Genomic DNA, 25,678 nt, shown 5'->3' on the forward strand with positions numbered 1-25,678 from the left:
AGGCCATGTACAACAACATCCTGGTTCCCGTCGTTCTCGATCATTCGCGCAACGTCGAGGCCGCCATCGACGTGGCCCGGCAGCTTTCCGACGAGGGCGCCACGGTGACGCTGCTACACGTGGTCGAGACGATTCCGGACTACGTCAGCGAGTACCTGCCGCCGGACGTGATCCGCAAGCGGCATGAGGAAATGGAGGCCGACCTCGCGGCTCTGACGAAGACTCTCGACGGCGCCAAGGCCGCGGTGGTCCAGGGGCGCGCCGGCCACGAGATCACCAGCCATGCCGACACGCACGGTTGCGATTGCATCGTGATCGCCTCCCATGCGCCGGAGCTCGCCGATATCCTGCTTGGCTCGACGGCCAATTACGTCGTGCGGCACGCGAAGTGCGCAGTACACGTGTTACGATAATGACCTAAGGCAACGAAGTGCCCGGTCCGCGCCGCTGGCGGGACTGAAGACGACCTTGAGATGAAACGGTGCCGCACCGCGACACGAATTGGCGCGCACCGACCCGGGACAGGTGGGGGACGGATATGGAATATGTGAAGCTGATCTTGCTTGCGATCGTCGCGATCTTTGCAGGGCTGGCGGCGAACTGGGGGCATGACGCCGCCTACCAGGCGCACGCGGTGCTGATAATGCTGATCGCGGCGGGCATGTTCATCTGGGTGCTGCGCGGCATTGACGAACCGAGGCCCGTGGCCGCCCCGGCGACCGGCTACGAGGACGGGGTGATCCGCGCGGGCGTCATCGCTACCGCCTTCTGGGGCATCGCCGGGTTTCTGGCGGGCACCTTCATCGCGTTGCAACTGGCCTTTCCCTGGCTCAACTTCGACTGGGGCCAGCCCTACACGAACTTCGGACGCCTGCGTCCGCTGCACACCTCGGCGGTGATCTTCGCCTTCGGCGGCAACGCATTGATCTGCACGTCTTTCTGGGTCGTGCAGCGCACATCGGGCGTCCGTCTCTTCGCCCCGAAACTCGCCTGGTTCGTGTTCTGGGGCTACCAGCTCTTCATCGTGCTGGCCGCCACCGGCTACCTGCTGGGCGCCACCCAATCCAAGGAATACGCCGAGCCGGAATGGTACGTGGACCTGTGGCTGACGATCATCTGGGTCTGCTACCTCGCGATCTTCATGGGGACGCTCTTCTACCGCAAGGAAAAGCACATCTATGTCGCCAACTGGTTCTACCTGAGCTTCATCATCACGGTGGCGATGCTGCACATCGTCAACAACCTCAGCATCCCGGTCAGCATCTGGGGCTCGAAGTCGGTCCAGGTCTTCGCCGGCGTGCAGGATGCGATGACGCAATGGTGGTACGGCCACAACGCCGTGGGCTTCTTCCTGACGGCAGGATTTCTGGGCATGATGTACTATTTCGTGCCCAAGCAGGCCGGCCGCCCGGTCTACAGCTACAAGCTGTCGATCATCCACTTCTGGGCGCTGATCTTTCTCTACATCTGGGCCGGGCCGCACCACCTGCACTACACCGCCCTGCCCGACTGGGCCTCGACGCTCGGCATGGTGTTCTCGGTGATCCTCTGGATGCCGTCCTGGGGCGGCATGATCAACGGGCTGATGACCCTGCAGGGCGCCTGGGACAAGCTTCGGACCGACCCGATCATCCGCATGTTCGTGATCTCTCTGGGGTTCTACGGCATGTCGACCTTCGAGGGTCCGATGATGTCGATCCGCGCGGTGAACTCCCTGTCGCATTACACCGACTGGACCATCGGTCACGTGCATTCCGGCGCTTTGGGCTGGAACGGCATGATCACCTTCGCCTGCCTCTACTTCCTGACGCCACGCCTATGGGGACGCGCGCAGATGTACTCGATGCCGGCGATCAACTGGCATTTCTGGCTCGCCACCATCGGCATCGTGCTCTACGCCGCCTCGATGTGGGTCACCGGGATCATGGAAGGCCTGATGTGGCGCGAGGTCGACGACCAGGGGTTTCTCGTCAACAGCTTCGCCGACACCGTGGCCGCCAAGTTCCCGATGTACGTGGTGCGCGCGATCGGCGGCATGCTCTACCTCGGCGGCGCGCTGATCATGTGCTGGAACATGTGGATGACGATCCGCGGACAGAAAGCCGCCGTGGCCCCGGTGCCGCAAGCGACCCCTGCAGAGTGAGGATCTTCGATCATGGTTGACAACGAAAAGGTCCCGAGCGCCGAAAAGGATCCGAAGGTGAGCCAGGCGTCCGACTTCCCCGAGGAGATCCCCAACGAGCTGCCGCACCACACCGCGATTATCGAACGACACGCGATCCTCGAGAAAAGCCCGACGCTGCTGCTGGTCTTCTCTCTGCTGGTCGTCACCATCGGCGGCATCGTGGAAATCGCGCCGCTCTTCTGGCTCGAGAACACGATCGAGGAGGTCGACGGCGTGCGCCCCTACGCGCCGCTCGAACTGGCCGGGCGCGACATCTACGTGCGCGAGGGCTGCTATGTCTGTCACAGCCAGATGATCCGCCCGATGCGCGACGAGGTGGAACGCTACGGGCATTACTCTCTGGCGGCGGAATCGATGTACGACCATCCGTTCCAGTGGGGTTCGAAACGCACCGGACCCGACCTCGCCCGGGTCGGCGGGCGCTATTCGGACGCCTGGCACGTCGATCACCTCGTCGATCCGCAGTCGGTGGTGCCGGAATCGATCATGCCGAAATACGCCTACCTTCTGGACGCACGGATCGAGGCCACGCATATCCAGGACCTGCTCGAGACGCACCGCTTCGTCGGCGTGCCCTACACCGACGAGCAGATCGAGGCCGCGCGGGCCGACTTCCGCGTGCAGGCCAATCCCGACGGCGACACCGACGGTCTTCTCGAGCGTTATCCGGGCGCGGTGGTGTCTAACTTCGACGGCCAGCCCGAACTGACCGAGATGGACGCGCTGATCGCCTACCTGCAGGTGCTGGGCACGATGGTCGACTTCTCGACCTTCACGCCCGCGGCAAGCCGATAGGAGGCGCGAACGATGGACACCTATTCCCTGCTCCGCCAGATCGCCGACAGCTGGGTGCTGCTGGCGCTGCTGGTCTTCTTCCTTGGCACGGTGGCCTGGGCCTTCCGGCCCGGCAGTCGCCGGGTTCACGACGAGATCAGCCAGATTCCCCTCAACGACGATGCGCCGCGCCCCGATGGCGCGGAGGCCACGAACCGCGAAAGGACCGGCGATGTCTGAAGAAAGGGACAAGAAGAACGTGTCCGGCAACAAGATCGACGAGGTCACGGGGATCGAGACCACCGGCCACACCTGGGACGGCATCGAAGAGCTCAACAACCCGCTGCCGCGCTGGTGGCTCTGGACCTTCTACGCGACCATCCTCTGGGGGCTGATCTACGTCATCGCCTACCCGGCGTGGCCGCTGATCTCGGGCGCCACGGCAGGCGTGATGGGCTGGTCGTCGCGCGGCACCGTCGCGGCCGAGATTGTCGCGCACGAGCTGCGCAACGAGGATCTCGTGAACGCGCTCGAACAGGTCGAGATGGCCTCGCTGACCGAGAACGAGGATCTCAACCGTTACGCCGTGGCGCGGGGCGCCGCGGTCTTCCGCGCGCATTGCTCGCAATGCCACGGGTCGGGCGCGGCCGGGGCCAAGGGCTATCCCAACCTGCTCGACGACGACTGGCTCTGGGGTGGCGACATGGACACGATCGTGCACACGGTGCGCCACGGCATCCGCAACGACACCGACCCCGACGCCCATTACTCGGAAATGCCGGCCTTCGGCGAGATTCTCGGCGACGAGGAGATTTCGCAGGTCGTCGAATACGTGCTGTCGCTGTCGGACGAGGACCACGATGCCGCACTGGCCGAGGCGGGGACACAGGTCTACATGGACAACTGCTCGGCCTGTCACGGCGAGAACGCGGAAGGCGACCGCGCGCAGGGCGCGCCCAACCTCGCCGACGCGATCTGGCTTTACGGCGGGGACCGGGACACGCTGACCGAGACCGTCACCTACTCGCGCTACGGTGTCATGCCGGCCTGGGGCCAGCGTCTGAGCGAGGCGGACGTGCGCGCGGCCTCCGCCTATGTCCACGGTCTGGGCGGCGGCGAATGACCTTCGGTTGACCGCGCCGCCGCGCGGTCAAGCCTCCCGGTGCAGAGCCGTCCCGCCGGGGCGCACTGCCTCGGGAGGCACATGATGCGAAACGGCCCGCCTCGCGCGCCACGGGCGGCAACCGGTGAACGGAACAGGTGAAATGTCGTCAGTCGAACCACCTCCCTCCCTTTACGTCGCCCGCGAGCCGATCTTTCCGCGCCGGGTGCACGGCTTTTTCCGGAACCTGAAGTGGTGGATCATGGGCATCACGCTCGGCATCTACTACCTCACCCCCTGGATCCGCTGGGACCGCGGCCCGAACCTGCCGGACCAGGCGGTGCTCGTCGATCTCGCCAACCGTCGCTTCTACTTCTTCTTCGTCGAGATCTGGCCGCACGAATTCTATTTCGTCGGCGGATTGCTGGTAATGGCGGGCATCGGCCTGTTCCTCTTCACCTCCGCGCTCGGCCGCGTCTGGTGCGGCTATACCTGTCCGCAGACCGTCTGGACCGACCTCTTCATTCTCGTCGAACGCTGGATCGAGGGCGACCGCAACGCCCGCGTGCGCCTGCACCACGCCCCGTGGTCGGCCCGGAAGGTCCGCCTGCGGCTGACCAAGTGGGCGGTCTGGCTTCTGATCGCGCTCGCCACCGGCGGTGCCTGGGTGTTCTACTTCACCGACGCGCCGACGCTGGCGCGCGATCTCGCGTTGTTCCAGGCGCCGTCGATCGCCTATGTCACCATCGCCATCCTGACCGCGACCACCTTCGTCTTCGGCGGCTTCATGCGCGAGCAGGTCTGCATCTACATGTGCCCCTGGCCGCGCATCCAGTCGGCGATGATGGACCCCGACACGCTGACCGTGGCCTACAGAGAATGGCGCGGCGAGCCACGCGGCAAGCACCGCAAGGCGGCCGGAGCCGAGAACCTGGGCGATTGCATCGACTGCATGGCCTGCGTCAACGTCTGCCCGATGGGCATCGACATCCGCGACGGGCAACAGATGGAGTGCATCACCTGTGCGCTTTGCATCGACGCCTGCGACGAGGTCATGGAGCGCATCGGCAAGCCGCGCGGGCTGATCGACTATCTGGCGCTGTCGGATGCGCCCGCCGAGATCGCGGGTGAGCCGCCGAAACCGGTCTGGAAACACATCCTGCGCCCGCGCACGATCCTCTATACGGCGATCTGGGGCGCCTTCGGCCTCGCGCTGCTCTACGCGCTTTTCATCCGCAGCGACATCGACCTTACCGTCTCTCCGGTGCGCAATCCGACTTTCGTCGTGCAGTCCGACGGATCGGTACGCAACATCTACGATGTCCGCCTGCGCAACATGCAGGGCGACGACCGGGTCTTCCGGATCGGCGTCGACAGCGCCGCGGCCCTGAACATCGAACTGGAAGGCGTCGCAGAGGGCGCCGAAGTCACGGTGCCTGCGAACATCACCAAGCTGCAAAGGCTCTACGTCACGGCGGCCCCGGACAGTCCGGCGGCGACCGGCGACATCACCGAGCTCACGATCTGGGTCGAGGACACGCAAACCGGGGAGCGGGCCGAGCGCACTTCGAGCTTCAACGGAAGGGGTGGGGAATGACCCGCGAAATCAAGGGCTGGCACGTCTTCACCTGCTTTGCCGTGGCCTTCGGCATCATCATCGCCGTCAACCTCGTGCTCGCGGTCAACGCGGTGCGCACCTTCCCCGGGCTCGAGACCGCCAATTCCTACGTCGCAAGCCAGAGATTCGAGGCCGACCGCGACGCGCAGGACGCGTTGAACTGGGACGTCTCGGCACAGGTGTCGGGCGGAAAGCTCTACCTGCGTGTCATCGAGGACGGCGCGCCGGTATCACCCGAGATCGAAAGCGCCGTCTTCGGGCGCGCCACCTCGGTCGCGCGGGACCAGACACCCGACTTCCGCTGGACCGGTGACGCGCTGGTTGCCGATGTCGCGGCCGGTCCGGGCAACTGGAACCTGCGGCTCGAAGCGCGCGCCGCCGACGGCACGCTGTTCAAGCAGCGCGTGATCGTGAAGGTCGCGGAATGACCATGGTTTCCGCCTGCCCGGCCTGCGAGGCCGCGCCGCTGGCACAGGACAGGGTGCAGGCCAGCGAGATCCCGACGCTCTATCTTTCGGTGCCCGGGATGCACTGCGCGGCCTGTATTGCCAAGATCGAACGCCGTCTCTCCGCCCTGCCCGGCGTCGCCGCGGCACGGGTGAACCTGTCTCTCAAGCGGGTGTCGCTGGTGGCGCCCGGGCTGGAGCCGGAGACCGCCGTCGAGGCCTTGCAGGACATCGGCTTCGCGGCGTTTCCGCTCGACACCGCGACGCTGGCGCCCGCTGCCGACCGGACGGGACGCGACTTGCTGATGCGGCTCGCAGTCGCGGGCTTCGCGATGATGAACGTGATGCTGCTGTCGGTCGCGGTCTGGTCCGGCGCGCAGGATGCCACGCGCGATCTGTTCCACCTGATCTCGGCCATGATCGCGCTGCCGGTGGTGATTTATTCCGGCCAGCCGTTCTTTCGCAGCGCCTGGGCGGCGTTGAAAGCGCGCGGGCTCAACATGGACGTGCCGATCTCGCTTGCGATCCTGCTGGCGGCGGGCATGTCGCTCTACGAGACGTTGAACAGCGGCCGGCACGCCTATTTCGACGCCGCGCTTTCGCTGACCTTCTTCCTGCTGATCGGGCGGTACCTCGATCATCGCAGCCGCAGCGAGGCGCGTTCGGCGGCGCAGGAGCTTTCGGCGCTCGAGGTGCGGCGCGCCCAGCGCTTGCGCGAGGGGCGCACCGAGCAGGTCCCGCTTTCCGAACTTGTCGTCGGCGACAGGCTGCTGATCCCGACCGGCGCGCGGGTGCCGGTCGACGGTGTCCTGCAGGGCGGCGGCGCCCTGACCGATCGGTCCTTCCTCACCGGCGAAAGCGAGGCGGTCGCCCTTGAGGCAGGCGCAGTCGTGCAGGCCGGCGAAGTCAACCTCGGCCCGGCCATCGAGGTCACGGCGACCGCCGTCGGACCGGACACAACGCTGCGACGCGTCGCGGCGCTGGTGGAGACCGCCGAGACCGCGCGCAACCGCTACACCGCGCTGGCCGACCGCGCCGCGCAGGTCTACGCGCCCGTGGTGCACCTTCTGGCGCTGGTGGCCTTTCTCGGCTGGGTTGCCTTCGACGGCGATGTGCGCCACGCGCTCAACGTCGCCATCGCGGTGCTGATCATCACCTGTCCCTGCGCGCTCGGCCTTGCCGTGCCGGCCGTGGCGACGGCGGCCATCGGGCGGCTCTACCGGCTGGGCGTGCTGGTGAAGTCGGGCACGGCACTCGAACGGCTGGCCGAGATCGACACGGTCGTCTTCGACAAGACCGGGACGCTGACCCTGCCCGGTGTCGACGTCGATGCCGAAGGCTTCGGTGCGACCGAAAGATCGGTGCTGCGCGCGCTTTCCCAGAGCTCGGATCACCCGGTCTCGCGCGCATTGGCCGAGACGCTGGCAGAGGTCGCACCCGCCGAGCTCAGCGGTATCACGGAGGTCAGGGGCTGCGGCATCGAGGGCCGGCTCGGCGCCCGGATCGTCCGGCTTGGCAAGGGCAGTTGGCTCGGCGAGGACACCTCCGCGCTTTGCCTGCGCATCGGCAACGACCCGGCCCTGCCGGTACCCACCTCCGAACGCCTGCGCCCCGGTGCGCGCGAAACCGTCGCGGCCCTGCAGGAAGCCGGCCTCGTCGTGAAGCTTGTCAGCGGCGACTGCGCGGAGCGGGTGGCGGACGTGGCCGCATCGCTCGGGATCGAGGATGCGCGCGCCGAAGTGAGCGCCGAGGCCAAGCACGACCTGCTGTCCGGATTGGCCCTGGCCGGACACCGCGTGCTGATGGTGGGCGACGGGCTCAACGACACCGCTGCCCTGGCGGCGGCACACGTGTCGATCGCGCCGTCTTCGGCACTCGATGCCTCGCGCAACGCCGCCGACGTCGTGTTGCTGCGTGACGGGATGGAGACGCTGCCCCAGCTGCACCGCGTCGCCTGCGCCGCCGTGCACCTGTCACGCCAAAACTTCACGATCGCCACCCTCTACAACATCGTCGCCGTGCCGATCGCCCTCGCCGGTCTTGCCACGCCGCTTATCGCCGCATTGGCGATGTCGACCTCTTCGGTTACCGTGCTCTTGAACGCACTGCGCATCAGGAGAGTGCCGTGAACGTCCTCGTTGTCCTCATCCCGGTATCGCTGATCCTTGGCGGGCTCGGCGTCGCGGCGTTCTTCTGGACCATGCGGCACGACCAGTACGATGACAGCGAAGGCAACGCGGCGCGCATCCTGCTTGACGACGACTGAGCCGCGCGGCCCATCCCGCTTGTCTTTCCTGGCCACGTCCCTAGACTCTGCGCAGCGCATCCGGTTCGGGGTGAGCCGCGCGCAATGGCGGACAAACGGCCGGAGACAAGGCCACGTGAGCAGTACCAAGGATATCGACGCCCTGATCGAGATGATGGCGCGCCTGCCCGGGCTCGGGCCGCGCTCGGCGCGCCGTGCCGTTCTGCACCTGATCCGCAAGCGCAGCCTCCTGCTGGCGCCCCTGGCCGAGAAGATGCAGACCGTCGCCGCCACGGCACGAGAATGCCTGAACTGCGGCAACATCGGCACGGATGATGTCTGCGACATCTGCGCTTCCGAGAAACGCGCGAACGGGGAGCTTTGCGTCGTCGAGGACGTCTCCGATCTCTGGGCGATGGAGCGCAGCGGGGTCTTCAAGGGCCGCTACCACGTTCTGGGCGGCACGCTGTCCGCGCTTGACGCCGTTGGACCGGACGAGCTGCGCATCCCGCGCCTGATCGACCGCGTCGCGTCCGAGGACATCCGCGAGGTGATCCTCGCGCTCAACGCCACCATCGACGGGCAGACCACGGCGCACTACATCGCCGACCGGCTCGACGGGCAGGTCACGCTGACTTCGCTGGCCCAGGGCGTGCCGATCGGCGGCGAACTCGACTACCTCGACGACGGCACGATCACCGCCGCGATGCGCGCGCGCAAGGCGCTCTAGCGGCCCGCCACGAAGCCTTTCGCCGCCGCCACGGTCTTTTCGAGCCACGGACCTTCCTGGTCGCGCGCGGCTTCGGCGTCTCCATCCAGTGGCAGCCAGTGCTCCAGGATCACGCTCATGTCCGCAGGGCAATGCGCCAGCTGGTCGAGAAGCCAGGGGATCGGCGCACGCCCTTCGCCAAGCGGCACGCCGTGGATGTAGAAGCCGACCCCGTGCCGGTCCGGCGTGATGAGGTAGTCCTTGAGATGAAGGTTGATCGTGAACGGTGCGAGAAGGCGCACGGTTTCCTCGGGCCACTCGCCTGCGCAGATCGAATTGGCGACGTCGAGGCAGACACCCAGCGCATCGTCGTCGACCGTCTCGAGCAATTCGACCATCCGCGGCGAGGGATAGTTGAAATGGTTCTCGATGGCGATGCGGATGTCCGCATTGCGCGCCTCGTCGAGGAGCGGCCGCAAGGCTTTGGCCAGTTCCGGCACCGGCATCCGCGCATCACCCGCATCGAGCGCCACGCGCAGCAGCTTCGACCCGATACGCCGGCCGATCGTGAGGTAGCGCCGCACGTCCTCGGCATCAAAGCTCTGGGTGCCAAGTTCGAGCGTGATGCCCTTCGCTTCGGCCGCCGCGCGCAACCGGTCGAGATCGGCCTCGGACAACTTGTGCAGCGGCAGGTTGTCGGCATATTGCACGACCTCGAGGCCCAGACGCTCCGCCGCGTCGAGCACGTCGAAGGCGGTCATCGGGGTCTGAGGCACCTGATCGCCGATCCCGATGTTCCAGCGGAAGGCATAGCTTCCCAATCCCAGTCTCATGCCGTCCCCCCGGCTTGGTGCCGCGACCCTGCGCCGGCGCTCGGGCCGGAGTTTTCACGAAAGACATCGGCCCTGCAATGCGCTATCCCGGTGCCGAGGGAAAAGACGGCACGGGAGGAGACATGCCGCCAACGGAAAGCCCGGCACGGCTTTCGAATACCTCGCTCGCGCGCCGCGCCTGGAACATCCGGCGCAAGGCGCTGCGCATGGGCGAGGTGCAGGGACAAGGCTATATCGGCCAGGCGCTCGGCATTGCCGACGTGCTCGCCGCCGCCTATTTCCACGCCCTCGACTACCGCGCCGACGACCCGGAGTGGGAAGGGCGCGACCGGTTCCTTTTGTCGATCGGGCATTATGCGATCGCGCTTTACGCGACGCTAATGGAGGCGGGCATCCTGCCCGAGGAGGAACTGGAGACCTACGGCATGGACGACAGCCGAATGCCGATGTCCGGCATGGCCTCCTACACGCCGGGGATGGAGATCACCGGGGGCTCCCTTGGACAGGGGCTTGGCATCGCCGTGGGCATGGCGCTGGCACTGAAGCGCAAGACCAACCCCGCCTTCGTCTACAACCTGATGTCGGACGGCGAGCTTGGCGAAGGCTCGACCTGGGAGGCGGCGATGTCGGGTGCGCACTGGAAGCTCGACAACCTGATCTGCCTTGTCGATTTCAACGACCAGCAGGCGGACGGAAAGGCGACCGAGATGCTCTGCGCCGAACCGCTGGAAGCCAAGTGGGCGGCCTTCGGCTGGCATGTGCAGCGCGTCGACGGCAACGACCTCAATGCGGTTGTCGCCGCTTTCGACGCGGCGCGAAACCTGAGCGAACCACAGCCGCGCGTGATCCTCTTCGACACCACCATGTGCAAGGGCGTGCCCTTCCTCGAAGCCCGCGAAAGCAGCCATTTCGTGCGCGTTGAACCCGAGGAATGGGCGCAGGCGCTGGCCGTGCTCGACGAAGGCATGCCGCAATGACGCGTGACCCGATGGCCCGCAAGCACGCTCCGCGCAGACCGGCCCCGGCAGCAGAGCGTCAGGCGACGTCAGCGATGATCGCATCGCTGGCGGCCGAAGGATATGATACCGTGTCGGCGCCCTTCGGACATGCGCTCGTGGACCTCGCCCGTCAGGATGACCGCATCGTCGGATTGACCGCCGACCTCGGCAAGTACACCGACCTGCACATTCTCGCCCGCGACATGCCGGACCGGTTCTACCAGATGGGCATGGCCGAGCAGCTGCTGATGTCCGCCGCCGCCGGGTTTGCCCGCGAGGGATTCATCCCCTTCGCCACGACCTACGCCGTCTTCGCCGCGCGCCGGGCCTACGATTTCATCGCCATGGCCATTGCCGAGGAAAACCTGCCCGTCAAGATCGTCTGCGCCCTGCCCGGCCTGACCACAGGCTACGGGCCGAGCCACCAGGCGACCGAAGATCTCGCGATCTTTCGCGGCCTGCCCGAAATGACCATCGTCGATCCCTGCGACGCCTGCGACATCGCCGGGATGGTGCCCGAGATCGCCGCCCATCCCGGCCCGGTCTACGCCCGGCTGCTGCGCGGCAACGTGCCCAGCGTACTGACGCGCCACAAGCCCGACTACACCTTCCGGCTTGGACAGGCACAGATGATCCGAGACGGCGCGGAGGTGCTGGTGATCTCCTCGGGTTTCATGACCATGCGTGCCCTCGATGCCGCCGAGCGGCTGGCGGCAGACAGGATCGGCGTGGCGGTCCTGCACGTCCCGACGATCAAGCCGCTCGACACCGAGACCATTTGCGCCGAGGCCGCAAAAGGCGGGCGGCTGGTCGTCGTCGCCGAGAACCACTCGGTGATCGGCGGGTTGGGCGAGGCGGTGGCGGCGACGCTGCTGCGCGCCGGCCTCGCGCCGGCCTTCCGCCAGATCGGCCTGCCCGACGCCTTCCTCGAGGCCGGCGCGCTGCCGACGCTACACGATATGTACGGCCTCTCGGTGGAAAAGGTCGCGGAACGGATCAAGGGCTGGCTCTGACCCGGAGCGTGGCAGCAAAGAAGGAGACTGAGATGGGCTTGCTGGACGGAAAATTCGCGGTCGTGACCGGCGCGGCAAGCGCGCGCGGGCTGGGCAAGGCGACGGCGGCGCTCTTTGCCGCGCAGGGGGCGACGGTGGCAATCCTCGACCTCGACGAAGCTGCGGCCGCCGCGGCCGCGGCCGAGATCGGTTCGAATCACGTGGGCCTCGCCTGCGACGTCACCGACAAGGCCGCCTGCGCCGCGGCGGTCGATACGCTGCAGCAGCGCTGGGGCCGCATCGACGTGCTGGTCAACAATGCCGGTATCACCCAGCCACTCAAATTCATGGAAATCGAAGCCGAGAACTACGACGCCGTCCTCGACGTGAACCTGCGCGGCACGCTCTACATGAGCCAGGCGGCGATCCCCGGAATGCGGTCCCAGGGCTCCGGCAGCATCGTCAACCTCAGCTCGGTCTCGGCCCAGCGCGGCGGCGGCATCTTCGGCGGCCCGCACTACTCGGCCGCCAAGGCCGGCATCCTCGGGCTGACCAAGGCAATGGCCCGCGAACTCGCCCCCGACGGCATTCGCGTCAACGCGATCTGCCCCGGCTTCATCGCCACCGACATTACCGCTGGCAAGCTGACGCCCCAGATGCACGAACAGATCCTCGCCGGCATCCCGATGGGCCGCGCGGGCGAGGCGTCGGACGTGGCCGGTTGCGCGCTCTTTCTAGCCTCGGACCTGTCGGCCTATTGCACCGGCACCGAGGTCGACGTGAACGGCGGGTCGTTGATCCACTGAGGCTGGCTGCACATCCGGTTCAGTCGGAGTCGCGGTTCCGAACCCATTCGCAGGACCCTTGGTGACCCAGACGGCACGCCGTTTCGTAGTGATCGGTCGCTTGCCCGAGATCCTCGACCACTCCGATGCCGAACTCGTAGGCAAGCGCCACGCGGAAACACCCGACGCCGTGTCCTCCGGCACATCCTCGGCGGAAGAGGTCGAATGCTACCGATGCGTCCGACGCCATCATTGCTGAGACTCGTCCCAAATACGTGCAACCCGCGGGGATGTCGCTCTTGCAGGCACGGTCGTAGAGCTTCGCTGCGTCCCGAAGCCCCATCTCGCCCGACCACAGGAAACGCGGGTCCGCGCAGCCCCTGGTTTCTCCGCCGACGCATGCCAGACGGAGCATCTGGAGTTGCGCCTCCTCGGCGGGCGTCAGCGCGGCGACATCGAGACACACGCGGCCCTGGAAGACGGAACAGAGCGCGCGATCGGCCACCGTCAGCCCCGTCTCTCCGCGTGTCAGAGCGCCCGAGACGACGAGCGCGCCCAGAAAGGTCGTCAGACCGACAAGGTTCGACAGAACCATGATCGGACGATGCTCAACGTCGAGCCAGTCAGCTATCCGAAGACCTTTGCAGGCTCGCATCAGCCAGGTCGACCCGATATAGGCCCAGGTCCAGAGCGACGTCAGGAAAGTCGAATAGAAGAACACCGAGAAGACCGAAAAGACGCCCAGGACCTCGGCGAGTGTTTCGATTTCACCTGCGTAAAGCGGGCTGCGGAGCACCACGAATATCGCGACCCAGATGATTGCCGCAGAAAACAGCAGGTCGAGCAGCAGGACACCGGCTTGCGACAGCCATCGGCGCGGCATGCGTGACAGCAGAAGCCGTGTTTCGAGCAGGGATGCGTAGTCGGCCAGAACGTTGATCGCGAGACCGAAGAGCAGCACCGACCCAAATTCCAGATCGCTTTGCAGACGGACCCCAACCGCTTCACTTCGCCCCATGAGAAGCCAGATGACGACCACCGCAACGAGGGATGCTGCAGCGGACCGCAGGAAGCATCGGACAGAAAAATGGTTGCGACCGAACACCGCGTCGAAAAGAGATACGAAGCTTTTCGCCCAGTTGATTTCGGTCTGGGCGCCCATGAGCCAGAGAGCGATCTCATCCTTGCGCTCGCGGTTGAGCAGCCCGGCAAACGCGGTCAGGCCCATCATCGACGCGGCAAGGCCCGCGGCCGGACCCCAGTTGGTCAAGGATGAGGCGAAATCTCCCAACAGACGGCACACCCAGGTCGATGCGTTCGGCAGGCACCTTAACACGGACGGCGCTGAACTGCTCGATTAGCATGGTCTCGCCGCCTCTGGCGCAACCATCGACATCAGGCCAATTCCTTATCCGTGTCATCGAATGCGCAAGAATCTCCGGACCGCACAAGTGCTGAAACAGAAAAGACCGCCCGCGCCTCCCCGGTGCGGGCGGTCCGTTTTCCGCGCGATCCCTCGTTCAGAGAACGATCACATCGAGCGGCGGAAAGCCGTTGAAGCCGACCGACGAGTAGCTCGACGTGTAGGCGCCGCAGTTGCGGATCACCACGCGGTCGCCGCAGCGCAGGTCCAGCGGCAGGTTCACGGGGCGCTTCTCGTAGAGGATGTCGGCGCTGTCACAGGACGGTCCGGCCAGAACACAGGGACCGGTCTCGCCGCCGTCGTGGCGGGTCACGAACTGGTAGCGGATCGCCTCGCCCTCGGTCTCGGCAAGCCCCGAGAAGCGGCCGATGTCGAGATAGACCCAGCGGTGCAGGTCATCCTCGGACTTCTTCGACACCAGCAGCACCTCGGCCACGATGTGGCCGGCCTCGGCGACCATGCCGCGGCCCGGCTCTGCCATCAGTTCCGGCACTTCGCCGAACCGTGCCTCGACCAGGGCCACCACCTCGGCGGCATAGGCCTTCGGCGCCTGCACGGTCTGGCCGTAGAAGGCCGGGAAACCGCCACCGATGTTGAGCAACTGGAGGTCGTGGCCGGCGGCACGCGCGGCATGCCAGAGCGGTGCGATCTGGTCGAGCACCGGCACCCAGTACTCGGCTTCGCGGGTCTGCGAGCCGACGTGGAAGGACAGGCCGTAGGGCACGAGACCGAGGTCGCTGGCGAGGTCGAGCAACGCGGGCAGCTTGGAGGGCGCGCAGCCGAACTTGCGGCTCAGCGGCCACTCGGCCTTGTCGTTGTCGACGATCAGGCGCAGGTAGACCTTCGCCCCCGGCGCATTCTCGGCGATTTTTTCCAGCTCGGCTTCGGAATCGGCGGCGAACATGGTCACGCCGACGCTGTGTGCGAAGGCGATGTCGGAGGCCTTCTTGATCGTGTTGCCGAACGAGATATGCGCGGCATCGGCGCCCTGCCCGAGGCAGAGCTCGATTTCCTGCCGCGACGCGCAGTCGAAGCCCGAGCCTTTCTGGACCAGCATGCGCACGATCTCGGTGGCCGGGTTGGCCTTGACGGCATAGTGGATGTGCGCACGGCCCAGCCCTTCGGCCAGCGCATCGTACTGGCGCGCGACCCGGTCGCGGCTGATGACCAGCGTCGGCTTGTCAAAGCTGTTGGCCGCGATGAAAGCGGCTGCGGCGTCGGCAAAGACAGGCGTTGCGGCGCGCAGGGCGCCGTGGACGGTAGCGTTCATGGTCATCTCCAAAGAGCAGTTGGGGGATTTGGGCCCCAAGTGTCGTTTCAAGAGACGTTACCGTCGCTACATAAACGCGGGTCAGCCAGAAGGTGGTCTGACCGGCCAGAGGCGCGTGCGTTGGCGTCTGTGGAGGCGCATTTAAGCCATGCGCGGATTCGTTCAAGAGAAAAATCGGCCGATTCCGAAATTCTTTCCGGGGCTTGTCCGGTGTGGCGGAACGGCGACACGAATGCGCAACGTTGACCTGCCGCGGACGACGGCGGTCAAGGCGAAGGGTCGATCGACAGGCAGCAGTACCGGCCGGGGCCGCGCCGCAGGTCGTCAGAAGCCGTAGGACACGAACAGCCGGGCTTCGGTTTCGTCGAGCCCGCCCTGCCCGATGCTGAGATAGCCCAGGCTCGCCTCGACGTTGAACCGGCGCGCCACCTGCGCCCGGAACCCCAGCCTCACCGAACCCGACCAGCGCGACGGCGCCTCGAGGGTCAGGTTTCGCGTCAGCACCCCGCCCTGATCGGGCCGCTCGAATTCGTAAAGCGCGCCGATGGTGGCATAGGGCATCCACGTGTTGCCGTTCTCTCCGACGAAGACGCGGCTGAACTCGGTCTCGGCCGATAAGGTTCCGTAGTTGTAGGCGCTGCCAGCGAGCTCCACTGAGAAGTCGCGCCCGCGCACCCGGCCCGCGATGACGTGATCCTCCGAGTCGTAGCGTGTGAGGTCCAGCGAGAAGCTTGGCCGGATGATGGTCTCGCCCGCGGTGAAAAAACCGTGCAGGTTCAGCGACCCGCCGACGCTGTCGCTGTCGTAGTCCCCCTGCAGTGCAAGCAACGAAACATCGCTTTGGTATTCGCCCCAGGTGATCGCACCGTCCATTGACCAGTTGTCGGACAGGCGCACGCCAAAATAGGGACCGAACGTGACGCCGTCGGTGTCGATGTCGATGGCGCCGTCGAAGGCTTCGCTCCGGGCCTCCTGCGTCGAGGCCGAGAACCCCAGCACAAGGTTTTCGCTGACTCTGCGGTCCAGCCCGAAGCTCAACATGGCGATGTCGGATTCGCTGCCGCTGCCAAATCTGTCGTCGTCGATATCGGTGTAGGTCGCGTCGGCCCAGGTGTTCCAAAGGCTCGGCTCGAGGCTGTAGCGCCCGGGCGTCGAAGAGGCCCCCTGCGCGCGGGCCAGCGCCTCCTGTTCGGCCAGCAGTTCGTCCGGGCAGATGGGCAGACGCTGGTCCTCGGCGGCGCCGACCGCCCGCGGCGTCCGCGGGTCAACGCAAAGGGTCGGAACGCCGCCCGGCCCGAGAACCCGGCGCGTGCCGGGCAGTGTTCCAGACGGCAGGTTCAGGTCCGGGCGGGAAATCGGCGTGCCGCCGCCGGCCCCGCCTCCAGCCGAACCGCCACCTGTGCCGCCACCCCCGCCGCCGGTTCCACCGCCGCCACCCCCGGTCGGTCCGCCCGCGATCCCGCCGCCACCACCGGAGCCGCCGCCGCCAAATCCGCCGCCGCTGCCGCCACTTCCGCCGCCGGACGGACCGCCACCGATGCTGCCACCGCCACCGGTTCCTCCTCCACCGCCGCCAATTCCGCCCCCGCTGCCACCATTGCCTCCGCCGGCGCCACCGAATCCGCCGCCGCTTCCACCAGTGCCACCTCCGCCGCCGCCGAAACCTCCGCCGCTACCGCCGTTTCCGCCGCCGGTTCCTCCTCCACCGCCGTAACCGCCGCCGCTGCCGCCATTCGACGTGCCGCCACCGATACCACCGCCTCCGGGGGGACGGTGCAGCCAGGGCGGCAGCGTCAGACCGCCTTTCTGGTTCTGGGTGTCGATAAGACAGGGCTTGTTGCCCTGCAGGCTGTAGAGTTCATGCGTGCCACCACTTCCCTGCGATACGAAGGGCGACAGGGACAGACGCAGCCCGCGGCGCGATTTCGACCACGTGTCGACCACGTTGTTGCCCTTGGTCTGCAACTGGAATGATCCTGCGTCGCGCGTGCGCGAGAGCCAGACCGTCTGACTGTCGTCCCGGGTCTTCCCGAGGAATCGCAAGGATCCATCCCCGCCGCACTTCTGAGCAAGTGCAGGTGTTCCGGCCAGCAGGCTGCAGGCCAGGGCAAGGGAGAGCGGGGACAAGGCTGTCGGGGACCAACGCGTCATGGTTGAATCTGTAAAGGGTCCGGCGCCGTTCTCAAGAGTCGCGCGCGCGGCTGCCCACGAAAGACACCTAAGTCCGCAATATGTTGCACGCGCGCCGCAGGGCATGTCGGAATGCGCAGCACTCAATCGTGGCAGCAGACCATCGGCCGACCAAAAACGAAAGGCCCCGGTCGACAACCGGGGCCTTGTCGGTCTGGACGGACCTGCGCGCCGTTCAGCGGCGCGGATCGTCGCTATCGTCCTCGTCTTCGTCCTCGTCGTCGCCGTGCATCCCGTCGGGCAGGTTGAAGAAGCTGTCGGCATCGGCAAAGTCGCTCTTGGGCCGTTCCTCGGTCTCGTCGGGCGTGTTGCCTGACAGCGTAAAGGTCTCGAGCCCCTCGATCGCGGTCGGGATCTTCGGCTCGGTGTCCATGCCGAGACTCTGCTCGGTGCTGACAAGCTTGCGGCGCTCGTCGTCGGTCATCACCGGCGCGTCGGCAGCTTTCTTGGCAGCGGCTTTCTGGACGGCAGCGTCAAGCTCGCTCTGCTTGCAGAGGCCGAGAGCGACCGGATCGATCGGCTGGATGTTGGCGATGTTCCAGTGCGTGCGCTCGCGGATCGCCTGGATGGTCGGTTTGGTCGTGCCGACCAGCTTGCCGATCTGGCCGTCCGAAAGCTCGGGGTGGAACTTGACCAGCCACAGGATCGAGGCCGGGCGGTCCTGGCGCTTCGAAAGCGGCGTGTAGCGCGGTCCGCGGCGCTTTTCCTCGCCTTGCGCGGCCGCGTTGAACTTGAGCTTCAGCTTGTGCAGCGGGTTCGACTGCGCCGCGTCGATCTCTTCCTGCGTCAGCTGGTTGTTGGCGATGGGATCGAACCCCTTCACGCCCTGGGCCACGTCGCCATCGGCGATGCCTTGGACTTCAAGTTCGTGCATGCCTACGAAATCCGCGATCTGCTTGAAGCTGATCGTCGTGTTGTCCACCAGCCACACGGCGGTGGCCTTCGCCATGATCGGTTTTGCCATTCTGTCGCTCCTTTGAACAAACCTTCCCCGTCGCCTGGCTGGGCGGTCCTGCCGGGGCAGAACGGTTTCCATTGTGGGGGAACTCGGGGCCTATATAGTGAACCGCGACGGACAAGGAAAGAGGCGAATGCGGAGCATTCTGATCTGGTGCCTGCTCTGCCTGCCGGCCTGGGCCGACGGCGACAAGGCGGGCGAATTCGACTACTACGTGCTGTCGCTCAGCTGGTCGCCGAACTGGTGCGCGCTGGAAGGCGCGGCGCGCGGGTCCGACCAGTGCGACCCGCGTGCCGATCACGGATGGATCCTGCACGGTCTCTGGCCGCAGTACGAGAGCGGCTACCCGTCCTACTGCCCGGTGCACGTGCGCCCGCCAAGCCGCGGCATGACCGGCGCGATGGCAGACATCATGGGATCGGGCGGGCTCGCCTGGCACCAGTGGAAGAAGCACGGGGTCTGTTCGGGGCTCGATCCGGCCGATTACTTCGCGCTGTCGCGCGCGGCCTACGGAGGCGTGGTTCGCCCTGAGGTGTTCCGCAAGCTCGACGAAGCCGTGCGCCTGCCGGCGCGGGTCGTCGAGGACGCTTTCCTGCGTGCCAATCCCGAATTCGGGCGCGACGGGATCACCGTCACCTGCCGCGCGGGCCACATACAGGAAGCGCGAATCTGCCTCACGCGCGACCTCGAACCGCGATCCTGCGGGCGCGACGTCCGGGCGGATTGCAGCCTGGACGACGCGATGTTCGAGGCTATTCCCTGACACCAGCGGGGACGCTGTCCGCAGATCCTTTCACCGAGCCGGAGATGCGCGCACAAGTTGGGCCCGCGCTATCCGGTCGATGGCGCGGGCCCGTGATGCAAGCCCCTGATCCTAAGGCGCTTCTCCGTGGAACCTGCACGGGCCTCCCCGGTCCGTGCCGTACCCCGAGCCTAGCCGGACAAGGCTTAACAAAAGGTTTCCGATGCTGCGCTCAGGGCAATAGGACCGTACTGCCCGTGGTCTTGCGCGCCTCGAGCGCGCGATGCGCCTCGGCCACGTCCTCGAGCGCGAAACGCTGGTCGATCCTGATCGTGACCGCCCCGCTTTCGATCTTGTCGAAAAGCTCCCGCGCCATCTCCTGGCAGGTCTCGTGCCGGGCGATATGGGTGAACAGCGTGGGCCGCGTGATCTTGAGCGAGCCCTTCTGGGCCAGCGTCGCCAGCGCGAAGGGCGGCACGGCACCCGAGGCATTGCCGAAGGAGATCATCATGCCCAAGGGTTTCAGGCAGTCCAGCGACCCCTCGAACGTGTCCTTGCCGACCGCGTCCATGACCACGTCAACACCCGCCGCGTCGGTCAGCTTGCGTACCTTCTCGACGAAATCGGCGTCCCGATAGTTGATGCACTCCTCTGCTCCGTGGTCGCGTGCCAGCTGGCACTTTTCGTCCGTCCCGGCGGTGCCGATGAGGCGAATGCCTTCCGAGCGTGCCCATTGGCAGGCGATCAGCCCGACGCCGCCCGCAGCGGCATGAAACAGGACCGTATCGCCCTTGGCGATAGGCGTCGTGCGGTGGAAGAGGTAGTTCACGGTCAGCCCCTTCAGCATCATCGCGGCGCCGACCTCGAAAGAGATCGCGTCGGGCAGCGGACAGACCTGTGCTGCCGGCATCACCCGCGCCTCGCAATAGGCGCCGGGCGGGCTTGCCGCATAGGCCGCGCGATCGCCCTCCTTCAGATGGGTGACTCCCTCGCCCACCGCCTCGACGACGCCTGCGGCTTCCATGCCAAGCGGGTGAGGCAGGTCCAGCGGATAAAGCCCCGTGCGCTGGTAGACGTCGATAAAGTTGAGCCCGCTGGCCTCGTGCCGAATACGGATTTCGCCCTTGCCCGGCGCGCCGACGTTGCGGTCCACGACCTCGAGCGCATCCGGTCCTCCGAAGGCTTCGATGACGACAGTTCTGGACATGGCCATTTCCCTCTGATTCGATTTCGACAGGCTTCGGCGCGCCTCAACCGACCTTGAGCACGATCTTCCCGATGTGCCCCGAGCCCTCCATCCGCTCATGCGCGCGTGCCGCGTCTTCCAGCGCGAATTCCTGGTCCATGACCGGAGCCACGCGCCCGGCCTCGAGCAGCGGCCAGACCGCTTCGCGCAGATCCTGCGCGATGCGCGCCTTGGCCAGATCGCTCTGGGGGCGCAGGGTGCTGCCGGTCATCGTCAGGCGCCGGGTCATCAGCTGGGCGAAGTTCATCTCGACCTTCGGACCCTGCAGGAAGGCGATCTGCACCAGGCGACCATCGTCGGCAAGGGCCGAGAGGTTGCGCGGAATGTAATCGCCCCCGACCATGTCGAGGATCAGGTTGGCCCCGCCCTGCGCGCGCATCACCTCGACGAAATCCGCCTCGCGGTAGTTGATCGCCTCTTCCGCCCCGAGATCAAGGCAGGCCTGGCACTTCTCGTCCGATCCGGCCGTGGCGAAGACGCGCGCGCCGAAGACATTCGCAAGCTGAATCGCGGTGGTGCCGATCCCGCTTGACCCACCATGCACGAGAAACCTTTCCCCGCCCTCGAGGCCACCGCGCTTGAAGACGTTGGACCACACGGTGAAATAGGTCTCGGGCAGGCAGGCGGCTTCCTTCAGCCCCATCCCCGCCGGCACCGGCAGGCAATGCGCCGCCGGTGTCGCCACGTATTCGGCATAGCCGCCGCCCGGTAACAGCGCGCAGACCTCGTCGCCCTCCGCGACCCCGGTGACGCCGTCGCCGATCGCCACCACGGTTCCCGAGGCTTCGAGCCCCGGCAGGTCGCTGGCGGTCGGCGGCGGCGCGTAAAGCCCCGCGCGCTGCAGCGCGTCGGGCCGGTTCACACCCGCCCAGGCCACCTTGAGGACCACCTGACCGTGGCCGGGTTCGGGCACCGGGCGCTCGGTCAGGCGCAGCACGTCCGGCCCGCCCGCCTCGGTGATTTCGACTGCCCGCATCGTCTTGCCCATGCGTCCTGATCCTCTTGTACCTGTTGCGCGTAATTCCAGCACTGTCCGCGAGAACAGGTGCGATTACAACAGGAGCCCCGGATGCTTGCCGCCGCCTTCGCGCTGAACTGCACGGTGCTTGTCCCGGTGCTTTTCATGATCTGGAAAGACGGGCACGGCGCCCGAGCGGCCTTCGGTCCCGACGGTCCCGCGCGGCGCATCCTCGCCTGTCTCTACGGCGCGATCCTGCTTGCCGGCGCGGTCGTGTTGGGGGCCTTGCTGTCCGGCCGCGCGGAGGTCGCGCTGGCCATCGGCCTTGTTCTGCTGCCGGTGCAGATCGTTTACAAGCTGGCCACCGCGCCCGCGCTGGGACTCACTCACCCGGTGGTGCGCGCCAACCTCGGCATTGCCGCCGCGCACACGCTGGTTCTCGGCACGATCCTCTAGCGGCGCGGGCTGGTCCAGCTTCCCGGAAGGTTCATCCGTGCCATCCGGTTCGGCGCCTTGATCTGGCCCAGCAGCCAGTTCGGACCGGCCAGCAGCTTCGACAGGGTCGGGCTCTTGTTCACCTGCGCCTTGAGCTTCTCGATCTGCATCACGTCGTCGATGCGGCGGTCGAGGAAGGCCCAAGTTGCTGTGCTGTTCTCGCTCGTGTCGCCGAGCCAGTAGAGCACGGTCGAGGAATAGACCCCCGAGAGCGTCGCGCGCTTGGTGTACCAGTTCACGTCGTCCGATGTGTCGCCCAGCGCCTCCCAGATCGCGTCGGCGGTGTTCCATATCAGCTTGGCGCCTTCGGCCGCATTCGTCGGCAGCGCGTAGAGCGTCGTGGCGCGCCGCACCAGTTCCTTGTCGCCCGCCGCCTCGATACGGAACCGCACCGCGGCGGCGACCTTGTCGCGGAACCGCATCTCGGACATGTCTTCGGTCTTCAACCGCTCGACCATCGCTTCGTCACCCCGTCGGTGATGTTCGGCGGCGAGATCCTGCGCCCCGCGTGGACAGGCGGCACGCGCGAGGCCCACGTCGAGCCCGGTATCGCGGATCGCGGCATTGAAGGCACGATCCGTCCAGCCGTCGAAGGGGACATGCGTGACGATGGCGTCCAGAAGCTGGGTCCGGGCGGTTTCCTGTGGCATTGTCATTGGCAACACTCCTTTCGCTGCCGTTTCCGGCGGTACTGGACAAGTAGGGGTCGCCTTGCTATACGACCACCTCCTGCAATTCCTTGCAACTCAACTTAGAAAGGTGGTGAAAACCACATGCAGGTCAGTGTTCGCGACAACAATGTCGATCAGGCGCTTCGTGCCCTGAAGAAAAAGCTGCAGCGTGAAGGCGTCTTTCGCGAGATGAAGCTCAAGCAACATTTCGAGAAGCCGTCGGAAAAGCGCGCGCGCGAAAAGGCAGAAGCGATCCGCCGTGCCCGTAAGCTGGCACGCAAGAAACTGCAGCGCGAAGGCCTTCTCTGAAGCGCCCCGCTAAGTTTCTTTCGACACAAAGAAACCCCCGCAAGCCTTTGGCTCGCGGGGGTTTTTCTTTGGCTCCCAAACGTATTCTTCCCTATTGCTGGCTGGTCTGCACCAGAACGTCGACGGCCGCACCGTTCGCCGTGTAGATCGTGGCCTCGGTCGGGTCGGCATATGTCGAGGCATCGACATTGGTGACCGACGCGCAGACCGCGGCCGCCGCCGTCCCGTAGGTCTCGCCCGTGCCGGCGAGGAATGCCTCGGCCTGCGCTTCGCTGACCAGCACGTCTGTATCGCCACAGTCGATACGGATCGTGCCGTCCTGTTCCTCTCCCGGCGTCATTTCACCGCAGGCCGCCAGAAACGCCGTCCCGGCCAGCACGAACACGAATGATCTCGTCATGACTTCCACTCCTTTTGGGGTCTCGAGTTGCTTGCCCCTGTCGGAATGGTATGGCTCACGCTCGCGTGATCAACCAGTGAATCCAATTTGGCGCCGATACGCGGAAAACGGCTGATGTCCCTGTTTTCGTGGGACGGTCCGGGCAGCCGCGCGGCTAAGCCTGCCGCGTGTCTTCGAGGATCATGTCCGCCGCCTTCTCCGCCATCATGATCACCGGGGCGTTTGTGTTGCCGGAGGTGATCGACGGCATCGCCGAGGCATCGACGACACGCAGCCCCGCGACCCCGCGCAGGCGCATCCGTGCATCGAGCGGCGCGTCCGCGTCCGAGCCCATGCGCACCGTGCAGGTCGGATGGAAAATGGTGGTGCCGATGTCTCCGGCGGCCTGTGCAAGCGCGGCATCGCTGTCGCCGCATCCCGGTGTCAGTTCCTTCGGCGCATACCGGCGCATCGGTAACTGGCCCATGATCGCGCGGGCCTGCCGGATCGCCGCTACCGCGACGCGGCGATCGCCCTCGGTCGACAGGTAGTTTGGCGCGATGCCCGGTGGCTGCGCCGGATCGGGCGAGGCGACGCGAACGGTTCCGCGGCTTTCCGGGCGCAGGTTGCAGACGCTGGCGGTCATTGCCGGGAACGCGTGCAGCGGCTCTCCGAAGGCGCCCAGCGACAGGGGCTGCACGTGGTATTCGAGATCTGGCGTGGCGAGCCCCTCGCGCGATTTCGAGAAGGCGCCAAGCTGGCTTGGCGCCATCGACATCGGCCCGGTGCGCCGCAGCAGGTATTCGAGGCCGATGCGCGCCTTGCCGGTCAGGGACCCGGCCAGCGTGTTCAGCGTCTTGGCCCCGGTCAGACGCCAGGCGCAGCGCAGTTGCAGATGATCCTGCAGGTTCTCGCCGATCTGCGGCATGTCGCGGCGCACCTCGATGCCCACGCCTTTCAGATGCGCCGCCGGACCGAGGCCCGAGAGCTGCAGCAGCGCCGGGCTGTTCACCGCGCCCGCCGAGAGGATCACCTCGCCGCGCGCCTCGGCGACATGGGTGCGGCCCGCGTGGCTGTATTCGACGCCCGCGGCGCGGCCGTCGCGCAGCACGATCCGAAGCACCATCGCCTGTGTGAGAACCTTGAGCCCCTGCCCGGTCGCGGTGCGCAGAAACGCCTTGGCCGTGTTCATGCGCCAGCCGCGCCGCTGGTTGACCCGGAAATAACCCACGCCCTCGTTGTCGCCGGTGTTGAAATCGGTGACCGGGTCGAGCCCCCAGGCCACCGCTGCGTCGCGCCAGTGATCGAGCACCTCCCAGTGAAGGCGCTGGTTCTCGACGCGCCATTCGCCGCCCGACCCATGCATCTCTGACGCGCCGTCGACGTAGTCCTCGGAGCGTTTGAAATAGGGCAGCACGTCGTCCCAGCCCCATCCGGCAAGACCCGCCTGCCGCCAGCCGTCGTAATCCGCCGCCTGCCCGCGCAGGTAGAGCATTCCGTTGATCGACGAGCAGCCCCCCAGCACCTTGCCGCGCGGATAGAGCAGTGAACGTCCGTTCAGCCCTTTCTCAGGTGCGGTGCGGTACATCCAGTCGGTGCGGGGGTTGCCGATGCAGTAGAGATACCCCATCGGGATGTGGACCCAGTGGTAGTTGTCGCGCCCGCCGGCCTCGAGCAGCAGGACCCGACGTCCCGCTTCGCTCAGGCGCTTGGCCAGAACGCAGCCCGCGCTGCCCGCGCCGATGATGATGTGATCCCAGTCGCCCGTCATGCCGCCCCTCCCGGTCCGGTTCTTACACCGGCAGGGCGGTGGTCTTGAAGACCGTGCGCAGCGCGAAGCTCGATTGCATTTGCGCCACCCCCGGCAGCCGCGTGAGGTACTGGCGGTGGATCCGTGCGAAATCCTCGGTGTCCTCGGCCACCACCTTCAGCAGGTAGTCCGCGGCCCCGGCCATCAGGTGACATTCCAGAACGTCGGGAATCCGCCGCACCGCTTTCTCGAAGGCGTCGAGCACCTCGTCGGCCTGCTGCTGGAGCGTGATCTCGACGAAGACCGTCGTCGGAACGCCCATCTTGCGCGTGTCGAGCAGGGCGACGTAGCCGTCGATAAAGCCCTCGGCCTCGAGACGCTGCACCCGGCGATGACAGGCAGAGGCCGAGAGATGCACCGCCTCGGACAGGTCGGCGTTCGACATGCGCCCCTTGCGCTGCAACGCCGTCAGGATCTTGCGGTCTATCGTATCGAGGTCCATTTGCGCACGTTTCTCCGAACATTGGTCGTGTTTGCAGCAGACTATTCGAAGGATGGCTGGATTGACGAGGCGAAATAGGTGCAACTTTGCCATCTCGT

27 protein-coding genes are annotated in these 25,678 nt (G+C 66.3%); 16 read left to right on the top strand and 11 right to left on the bottom strand.

Annotated features, from left to right (window positions below; genetic code table 11):
- The first annotated feature begins 5 nt into the window (after positions 1–5).
- From R5H30_RS11250 to recR, 10 genes are all read left to right on the top strand, one after another.
- A complete protein-coding gene (locus tag R5H30_RS11250) occupies positions 6–413 on the top strand; it encodes a universal stress protein (RefSeq protein WP_318328406.1) in 408 nt (135 codons plus the stop codon).
- Positions 414–538: 125 nt separating this feature from the next.
- Positions 539–2,143 carry a cytochrome-c oxidase, cbb3-type subunit I gene (ccoN, locus tag R5H30_RS11255; RefSeq protein WP_318328407.1) on the top strand — a complete coding sequence of 535 codons (1,605 nt, stop codon included), beginning with the start codon at positions 539–541 and terminating at the stop codon, positions 2,141–2,143.
- A 12-nt stretch (positions 2,144–2,155) separates the two neighbouring features.
- Positions 2,156–2,980, top strand: coding sequence for a cytochrome-c oxidase, cbb3-type subunit II (gene ccoO / locus R5H30_RS11260; protein WP_318328409.1), 825 nt, complete (start codon positions 2,156–2,158; stop codon positions 2,978–2,980).
- A gap of 12 nt (positions 2,981–2,992) precedes the next feature.
- Positions 2,993–3,199, top strand: coding sequence for a cbb3-type cytochrome c oxidase subunit 3 (locus tag R5H30_RS11265; protein ID WP_318328410.1), 207 nt, complete (start codon positions 2,993–2,995; stop codon positions 3,197–3,199).
- The gene (gene ccoP, locus R5H30_RS11270) at positions 3,192–4,082 is read left to right on the top strand and encodes a cytochrome-c oxidase, cbb3-type subunit III (protein WP_318328412.1); all 891 of its coding nucleotides are present in this window, start codon (positions 3,192–3,194) and stop codon (positions 4,080–4,082) included. Before R5H30_RS11265 ends, ccoP begins: the two co-directional genes overlap by 8 nt.
- A gap of 142 nt (positions 4,083–4,224) precedes the next feature.
- On the top strand, positions 4,225–5,658 hold the full coding sequence (ccoG, locus tag R5H30_RS11275; RefSeq protein ID WP_318328414.1) for a cytochrome c oxidase accessory protein CcoG: 1,434 nt from the start codon (positions 4,225–4,227) through the stop codon (positions 5,656–5,658).
- Positions 5,655–6,107 (top strand): FixH family protein, encoded by a 453-nt coding sequence (locus tag R5H30_RS11280; RefSeq protein ID WP_318328415.1) that lies wholly within the window; start codon positions 5,655–5,657, stop codon positions 6,105–6,107. Before ccoG ends, R5H30_RS11280 begins: the two co-directional genes overlap by 4 nt.
- Positions 6,104–8,254, top strand: coding sequence for a heavy metal translocating P-type ATPase (locus R5H30_RS11285; protein WP_318328416.1), 2,151 nt, complete (start codon positions 6,104–6,106; stop codon positions 8,252–8,254). Before R5H30_RS11280 ends, R5H30_RS11285 begins: the two co-directional genes overlap by 4 nt.
- Entirely contained in the window at positions 8,251–8,391 is a 141-nt protein-coding gene (gene ccoS, locus R5H30_RS11290; RefSeq protein ID WP_318328417.1) for a cbb3-type cytochrome oxidase assembly protein CcoS, read from the top strand. The genes R5H30_RS11285 and ccoS overlap by 4 nt, the downstream gene beginning before the upstream one ends.
- A 115-nt stretch (positions 8,392–8,506) precedes the next feature.
- Entirely contained in the window at positions 8,507–9,100 is a 594-nt protein-coding gene (recR, locus tag R5H30_RS11295; protein WP_318328419.1) for a recombination mediator RecR, read from the top strand.
- Here the strand turns inward: recR and R5H30_RS11300 are convergent.
- The gene (locus R5H30_RS11300) at positions 9,097–9,912 is read right to left on the bottom strand and encodes a sugar phosphate isomerase/epimerase family protein (protein WP_318328420.1); all 816 of its coding nucleotides are present in this window, start codon (positions 9,910–9,912) and stop codon (positions 9,097–9,099) included. The genes recR and R5H30_RS11300 overlap by 4 nt on opposite strands.
- 122 nt (positions 9,913–10,034) lie before the next feature.
- Here R5H30_RS11300 and R5H30_RS11305 point away from each other — a divergent pair, with 122 nt between their 5' ends.
- From R5H30_RS11305 to R5H30_RS11315, 3 genes are read left to right on the top strand one after another with little or no spacing between them, the layout of a single operon-like run.
- Positions 10,035–10,889: a transketolase gene (locus R5H30_RS11305; protein ID WP_318328421.1), complete on the top strand. Its 855-nt coding sequence runs from the start codon at positions 10,035–10,037 to the stop codon at positions 10,887–10,889.
- Complete coding sequence (locus R5H30_RS11310; protein ID WP_318328422.1) at positions 10,886–11,923, top strand: transketolase family protein; 1,038 nt, start codon at positions 10,886–10,888, stop codon at positions 11,921–11,923. The genes R5H30_RS11305 and R5H30_RS11310 overlap by 4 nt, the downstream gene beginning before the upstream one ends.
- Positions 11,924–11,955: 32 nt before the next feature.
- Positions 11,956–12,708 carry an SDR family NAD(P)-dependent oxidoreductase gene (locus tag R5H30_RS11315; protein WP_318328423.1) on the top strand — a complete coding sequence of 251 codons (753 nt, stop codon included), beginning with the start codon at positions 11,956–11,958 and terminating at the stop codon, positions 12,706–12,708.
- Between the two features lie 19 nt (positions 12,709–12,727).
- Here R5H30_RS11315 and R5H30_RS11320 read toward each other — a convergent pair whose 3' ends face one another.
- The 4 genes from R5H30_RS11320 to R5H30_RS11335 all read right to left on the bottom strand — a co-directional run bounded on the left by R5H30_RS11320 (position 12,728) and on the right by R5H30_RS11335 (position 18,534).
- On the bottom strand, positions 12,728–13,957 hold the full coding sequence (locus tag R5H30_RS11320; RefSeq protein WP_318328424.1) for a tetratricopeptide repeat protein: 1,230 nt from the start codon (positions 13,955–13,957) through the stop codon (positions 12,728–12,730).
- A 250-nt stretch (positions 13,958–14,207) separates the two neighbouring features.
- Positions 14,208–15,386 carry a type III PLP-dependent enzyme gene (locus tag R5H30_RS11325; protein WP_318328425.1) on the bottom strand — a complete coding sequence of 393 codons (1,179 nt, stop codon included), beginning with the start codon at positions 15,384–15,386 and terminating at the stop codon, positions 14,208–14,210.
- 318 nt (positions 15,387–15,704) lie between these two features.
- Positions 15,705–17,423 carry an autotransporter outer membrane beta-barrel domain-containing protein gene (locus R5H30_RS11330; RefSeq protein WP_318328426.1) on the bottom strand — a complete coding sequence of 573 codons (1,719 nt, stop codon included), beginning with the start codon at positions 17,421–17,423 and terminating at the stop codon, positions 15,705–15,707.
- Positions 17,424–17,745: 322 nt separating this feature from the next.
- Positions 17,746–18,534, bottom strand: coding sequence for a DUF1013 domain-containing protein (locus tag R5H30_RS11335; RefSeq protein ID WP_318328427.1), 789 nt, complete (start codon positions 18,532–18,534; stop codon positions 17,746–17,748).
- 127 nt (positions 18,535–18,661) lie between these two features.
- On the opposite strand from R5H30_RS11335, the gene R5H30_RS11340 reads away from it, so the two are divergent.
- A complete protein-coding gene (locus R5H30_RS11340) occupies positions 18,662–19,291 on the top strand; it encodes a ribonuclease T2 family protein (RefSeq protein WP_318328428.1) in 630 nt (209 codons plus the stop codon).
- 211 nt (positions 19,292–19,502) lie between these two features.
- On the opposite strand, the gene R5H30_RS11345 is transcribed toward R5H30_RS11340, so the two are convergent.
- Both R5H30_RS11345 and R5H30_RS11350 read right to left on the bottom strand, forming a co-directional pair.
- A complete protein-coding gene (locus R5H30_RS11345) occupies positions 19,503–20,477 on the bottom strand; it encodes a quinone oxidoreductase family protein (RefSeq protein ID WP_318328429.1) in 975 nt (324 codons plus the stop codon).
- Between the two features lie 43 nt (positions 20,478–20,520).
- Positions 20,521–21,504, bottom strand: coding sequence for an NAD(P)H-quinone oxidoreductase (locus R5H30_RS11350; protein ID WP_318328430.1), 984 nt, complete (start codon positions 21,502–21,504; stop codon positions 20,521–20,523).
- 81 nt (positions 21,505–21,585) lie between these two features.
- Here R5H30_RS11350 and R5H30_RS11355 point away from each other — a divergent pair, with 81 nt between their 5' ends.
- The gene (locus R5H30_RS11355; protein WP_318328431.1) at positions 21,586–21,930 is read left to right on the top strand and encodes a hypothetical protein; all 345 of its coding nucleotides are present in this window, start codon (positions 21,586–21,588) and stop codon (positions 21,928–21,930) included.
- Here the strand turns inward: R5H30_RS11355 and R5H30_RS11360 are convergent.
- On the bottom strand, positions 21,927–22,625 hold the full coding sequence (locus tag R5H30_RS11360; RefSeq protein WP_318328432.1) for a COQ9 family protein: 699 nt from the start codon (positions 22,623–22,625) through the stop codon (positions 21,927–21,929). The two genes, R5H30_RS11355 and R5H30_RS11360, sit on opposite strands and share 4 nt — an antisense overlap.
- A gap of 117 nt (positions 22,626–22,742) precedes the next feature.
- On the opposite strand from R5H30_RS11360, the gene rpsU reads away from it, so the two are divergent.
- Positions 22,743–22,949, top strand: a complete 207-nt coding sequence (gene rpsU, locus R5H30_RS11365) for a 30S ribosomal protein S21 (protein ID WP_318328433.1) — start codon at positions 22,743–22,745, stop codon at positions 22,947–22,949.
- 91 nt (positions 22,950–23,040) lie between these two features.
- Here rpsU and R5H30_RS11370 read toward each other — a convergent pair whose 3' ends face one another.
- The 3 genes from R5H30_RS11370 to R5H30_RS11380 all read right to left on the bottom strand — a co-directional run bounded on the left by R5H30_RS11370 (position 23,041) and on the right by R5H30_RS11380 (position 25,580).
- Positions 23,041–23,349, bottom strand: coding sequence for a hypothetical protein (locus R5H30_RS11370; protein WP_318328434.1), 309 nt, complete (start codon positions 23,347–23,349; stop codon positions 23,041–23,043).
- A 154-nt stretch (positions 23,350–23,503) separates the two neighbouring features.
- Positions 23,504–25,099 carry a GMC family oxidoreductase gene (locus R5H30_RS11375; protein ID WP_318328436.1) on the bottom strand — a complete coding sequence of 532 codons (1,596 nt, stop codon included), beginning with the start codon at positions 25,097–25,099 and terminating at the stop codon, positions 23,504–23,506.
- Between the two features lie 22 nt (positions 25,100–25,121).
- Entirely contained in the window at positions 25,122–25,580 is a 459-nt protein-coding gene (locus tag R5H30_RS11380; protein WP_318328437.1) for an Lrp/AsnC family transcriptional regulator, read from the bottom strand.
- Positions 25,581–25,678 lie beyond the last annotated feature (98 nt).

It is taken from the genome of Roseobacter sp. FCG-D35, assembly GCF_033436665.1.
Classification (GTDB): domain Bacteria; phylum Pseudomonadota; class Alphaproteobacteria; order Rhodobacterales; family Rhodobacteraceae; genus JAWQFO01.

Bases quoted from the DNA above. Each gene is read 5' to 3' on its own strand.
- ccoP (WP_318328412.1), top strand. From the start codon at position 3,192: ATGTCTGAAGAAAGGGACAAGAAGAACGTGTCCGGCAACAAGATCGAC.
- R5H30_RS11315 (WP_318328423.1), top strand. From the start codon at position 11,956: ATGGGCTTGCTGGACGGAAAATTCGCGGTCGTGACCGGCGCGGCAAGC.
- R5H30_RS11250 (WP_318328406.1), top strand. From the start codon at position 6: ATGTACAACAACATCCTGGTTCCCGTCGTTCTCGATCATTCGCGCAAC.
- R5H30_RS11310 (WP_318328422.1), top strand. From the start codon at position 10,886: ATGACGCGTGACCCGATGGCCCGCAAGCACGCTCCGCGCAGACCGGCC.
- ccoG (WP_318328414.1), top strand. From the start codon at position 4,225: ATGTCGTCAGTCGAACCACCTCCCTCCCTTTACGTCGCCCGCGAGCCG.
- R5H30_RS11265 (WP_318328410.1), top strand. From the start codon at position 2,993: ATGGACACCTATTCCCTGCTCCGCCAGATCGCCGACAGCTGGGTGCTG.
- R5H30_RS11305 (WP_318328421.1), top strand. From the start codon at position 10,035: ATGCCGCCAACGGAAAGCCCGGCACGGCTTTCGAATACCTCGCTCGCG.
- R5H30_RS11285 (WP_318328416.1), top strand. From the start codon at position 6,104: ATGACCATGGTTTCCGCCTGCCCGGCCTGCGAGGCCGCGCCGCTGGCA.
- R5H30_RS11370 (WP_318328434.1), bottom strand. From the start codon at position 23,349: ATGACGAGATCATTCGTGTTCGTGCTGGCCGGGACGGCGTTTCTGGCG.
- R5H30_RS11345 (WP_318328429.1), bottom strand. From the start codon at position 20,477: ATGTCCAGAACTGTCGTCATCGAAGCCTTCGGAGGACCGGATGCGCTC.
- rpsU (WP_318328433.1), top strand. From the start codon at position 22,743: ATGCAGGTCAGTGTTCGCGACAACAATGTCGATCAGGCGCTTCGTGCC.
- R5H30_RS11335 (WP_318328427.1), bottom strand. From the start codon at position 18,534: ATGGCAAAACCGATCATGGCGAAGGCCACCGCCGTGTGGCTGGTGGAC.
- R5H30_RS11375 (WP_318328436.1), bottom strand. From the start codon at position 25,099: ATGACGGGCGACTGGGATCACATCATCATCGGCGCGGGCAGCGCGGGC.
- ccoN (WP_318328407.1), top strand. From the start codon at position 539: ATGGAATATGTGAAGCTGATCTTGCTTGCGATCGTCGCGATCTTTGCA.
- R5H30_RS11380 (WP_318328437.1), bottom strand. From the start codon at position 25,580: ATGGACCTCGATACGATAGACCGCAAGATCCTGACGGCGTTGCAGCGC.
- R5H30_RS11360 (WP_318328432.1), bottom strand. From the start codon at position 22,625: ATGACAATGCCACAGGAAACCGCCCGGACCCAGCTTCTGGACGCCATC.
- R5H30_RS11280 (WP_318328415.1), top strand. From the start codon at position 5,655: ATGACCCGCGAAATCAAGGGCTGGCACGTCTTCACCTGCTTTGCCGTG.
- R5H30_RS11350 (WP_318328430.1), bottom strand. From the start codon at position 21,504: ATGGGCAAGACGATGCGGGCAGTCGAAATCACCGAGGCGGGCGGGCCG.
- R5H30_RS11300 (WP_318328420.1), bottom strand. From the start codon at position 9,912: ATGAGACTGGGATTGGGAAGCTATGCCTTCCGCTGGAACATCGGGATC.
- ccoO (WP_318328409.1), top strand. From the start codon at position 2,156: ATGGTTGACAACGAAAAGGTCCCGAGCGCCGAAAAGGATCCGAAGGTG.
- R5H30_RS11340 (WP_318328428.1), top strand. From the start codon at position 18,662: ATGCGGAGCATTCTGATCTGGTGCCTGCTCTGCCTGCCGGCCTGGGCC.
- R5H30_RS11325 (WP_318328425.1), bottom strand. From the start codon at position 15,386: ATGACCATGAACGCTACCGTCCACGGCGCCCTGCGCGCCGCAACGCCT.
- R5H30_RS11355 (WP_318328431.1), top strand. From the start codon at position 21,586: ATGCTTGCCGCCGCCTTCGCGCTGAACTGCACGGTGCTTGTCCCGGTG.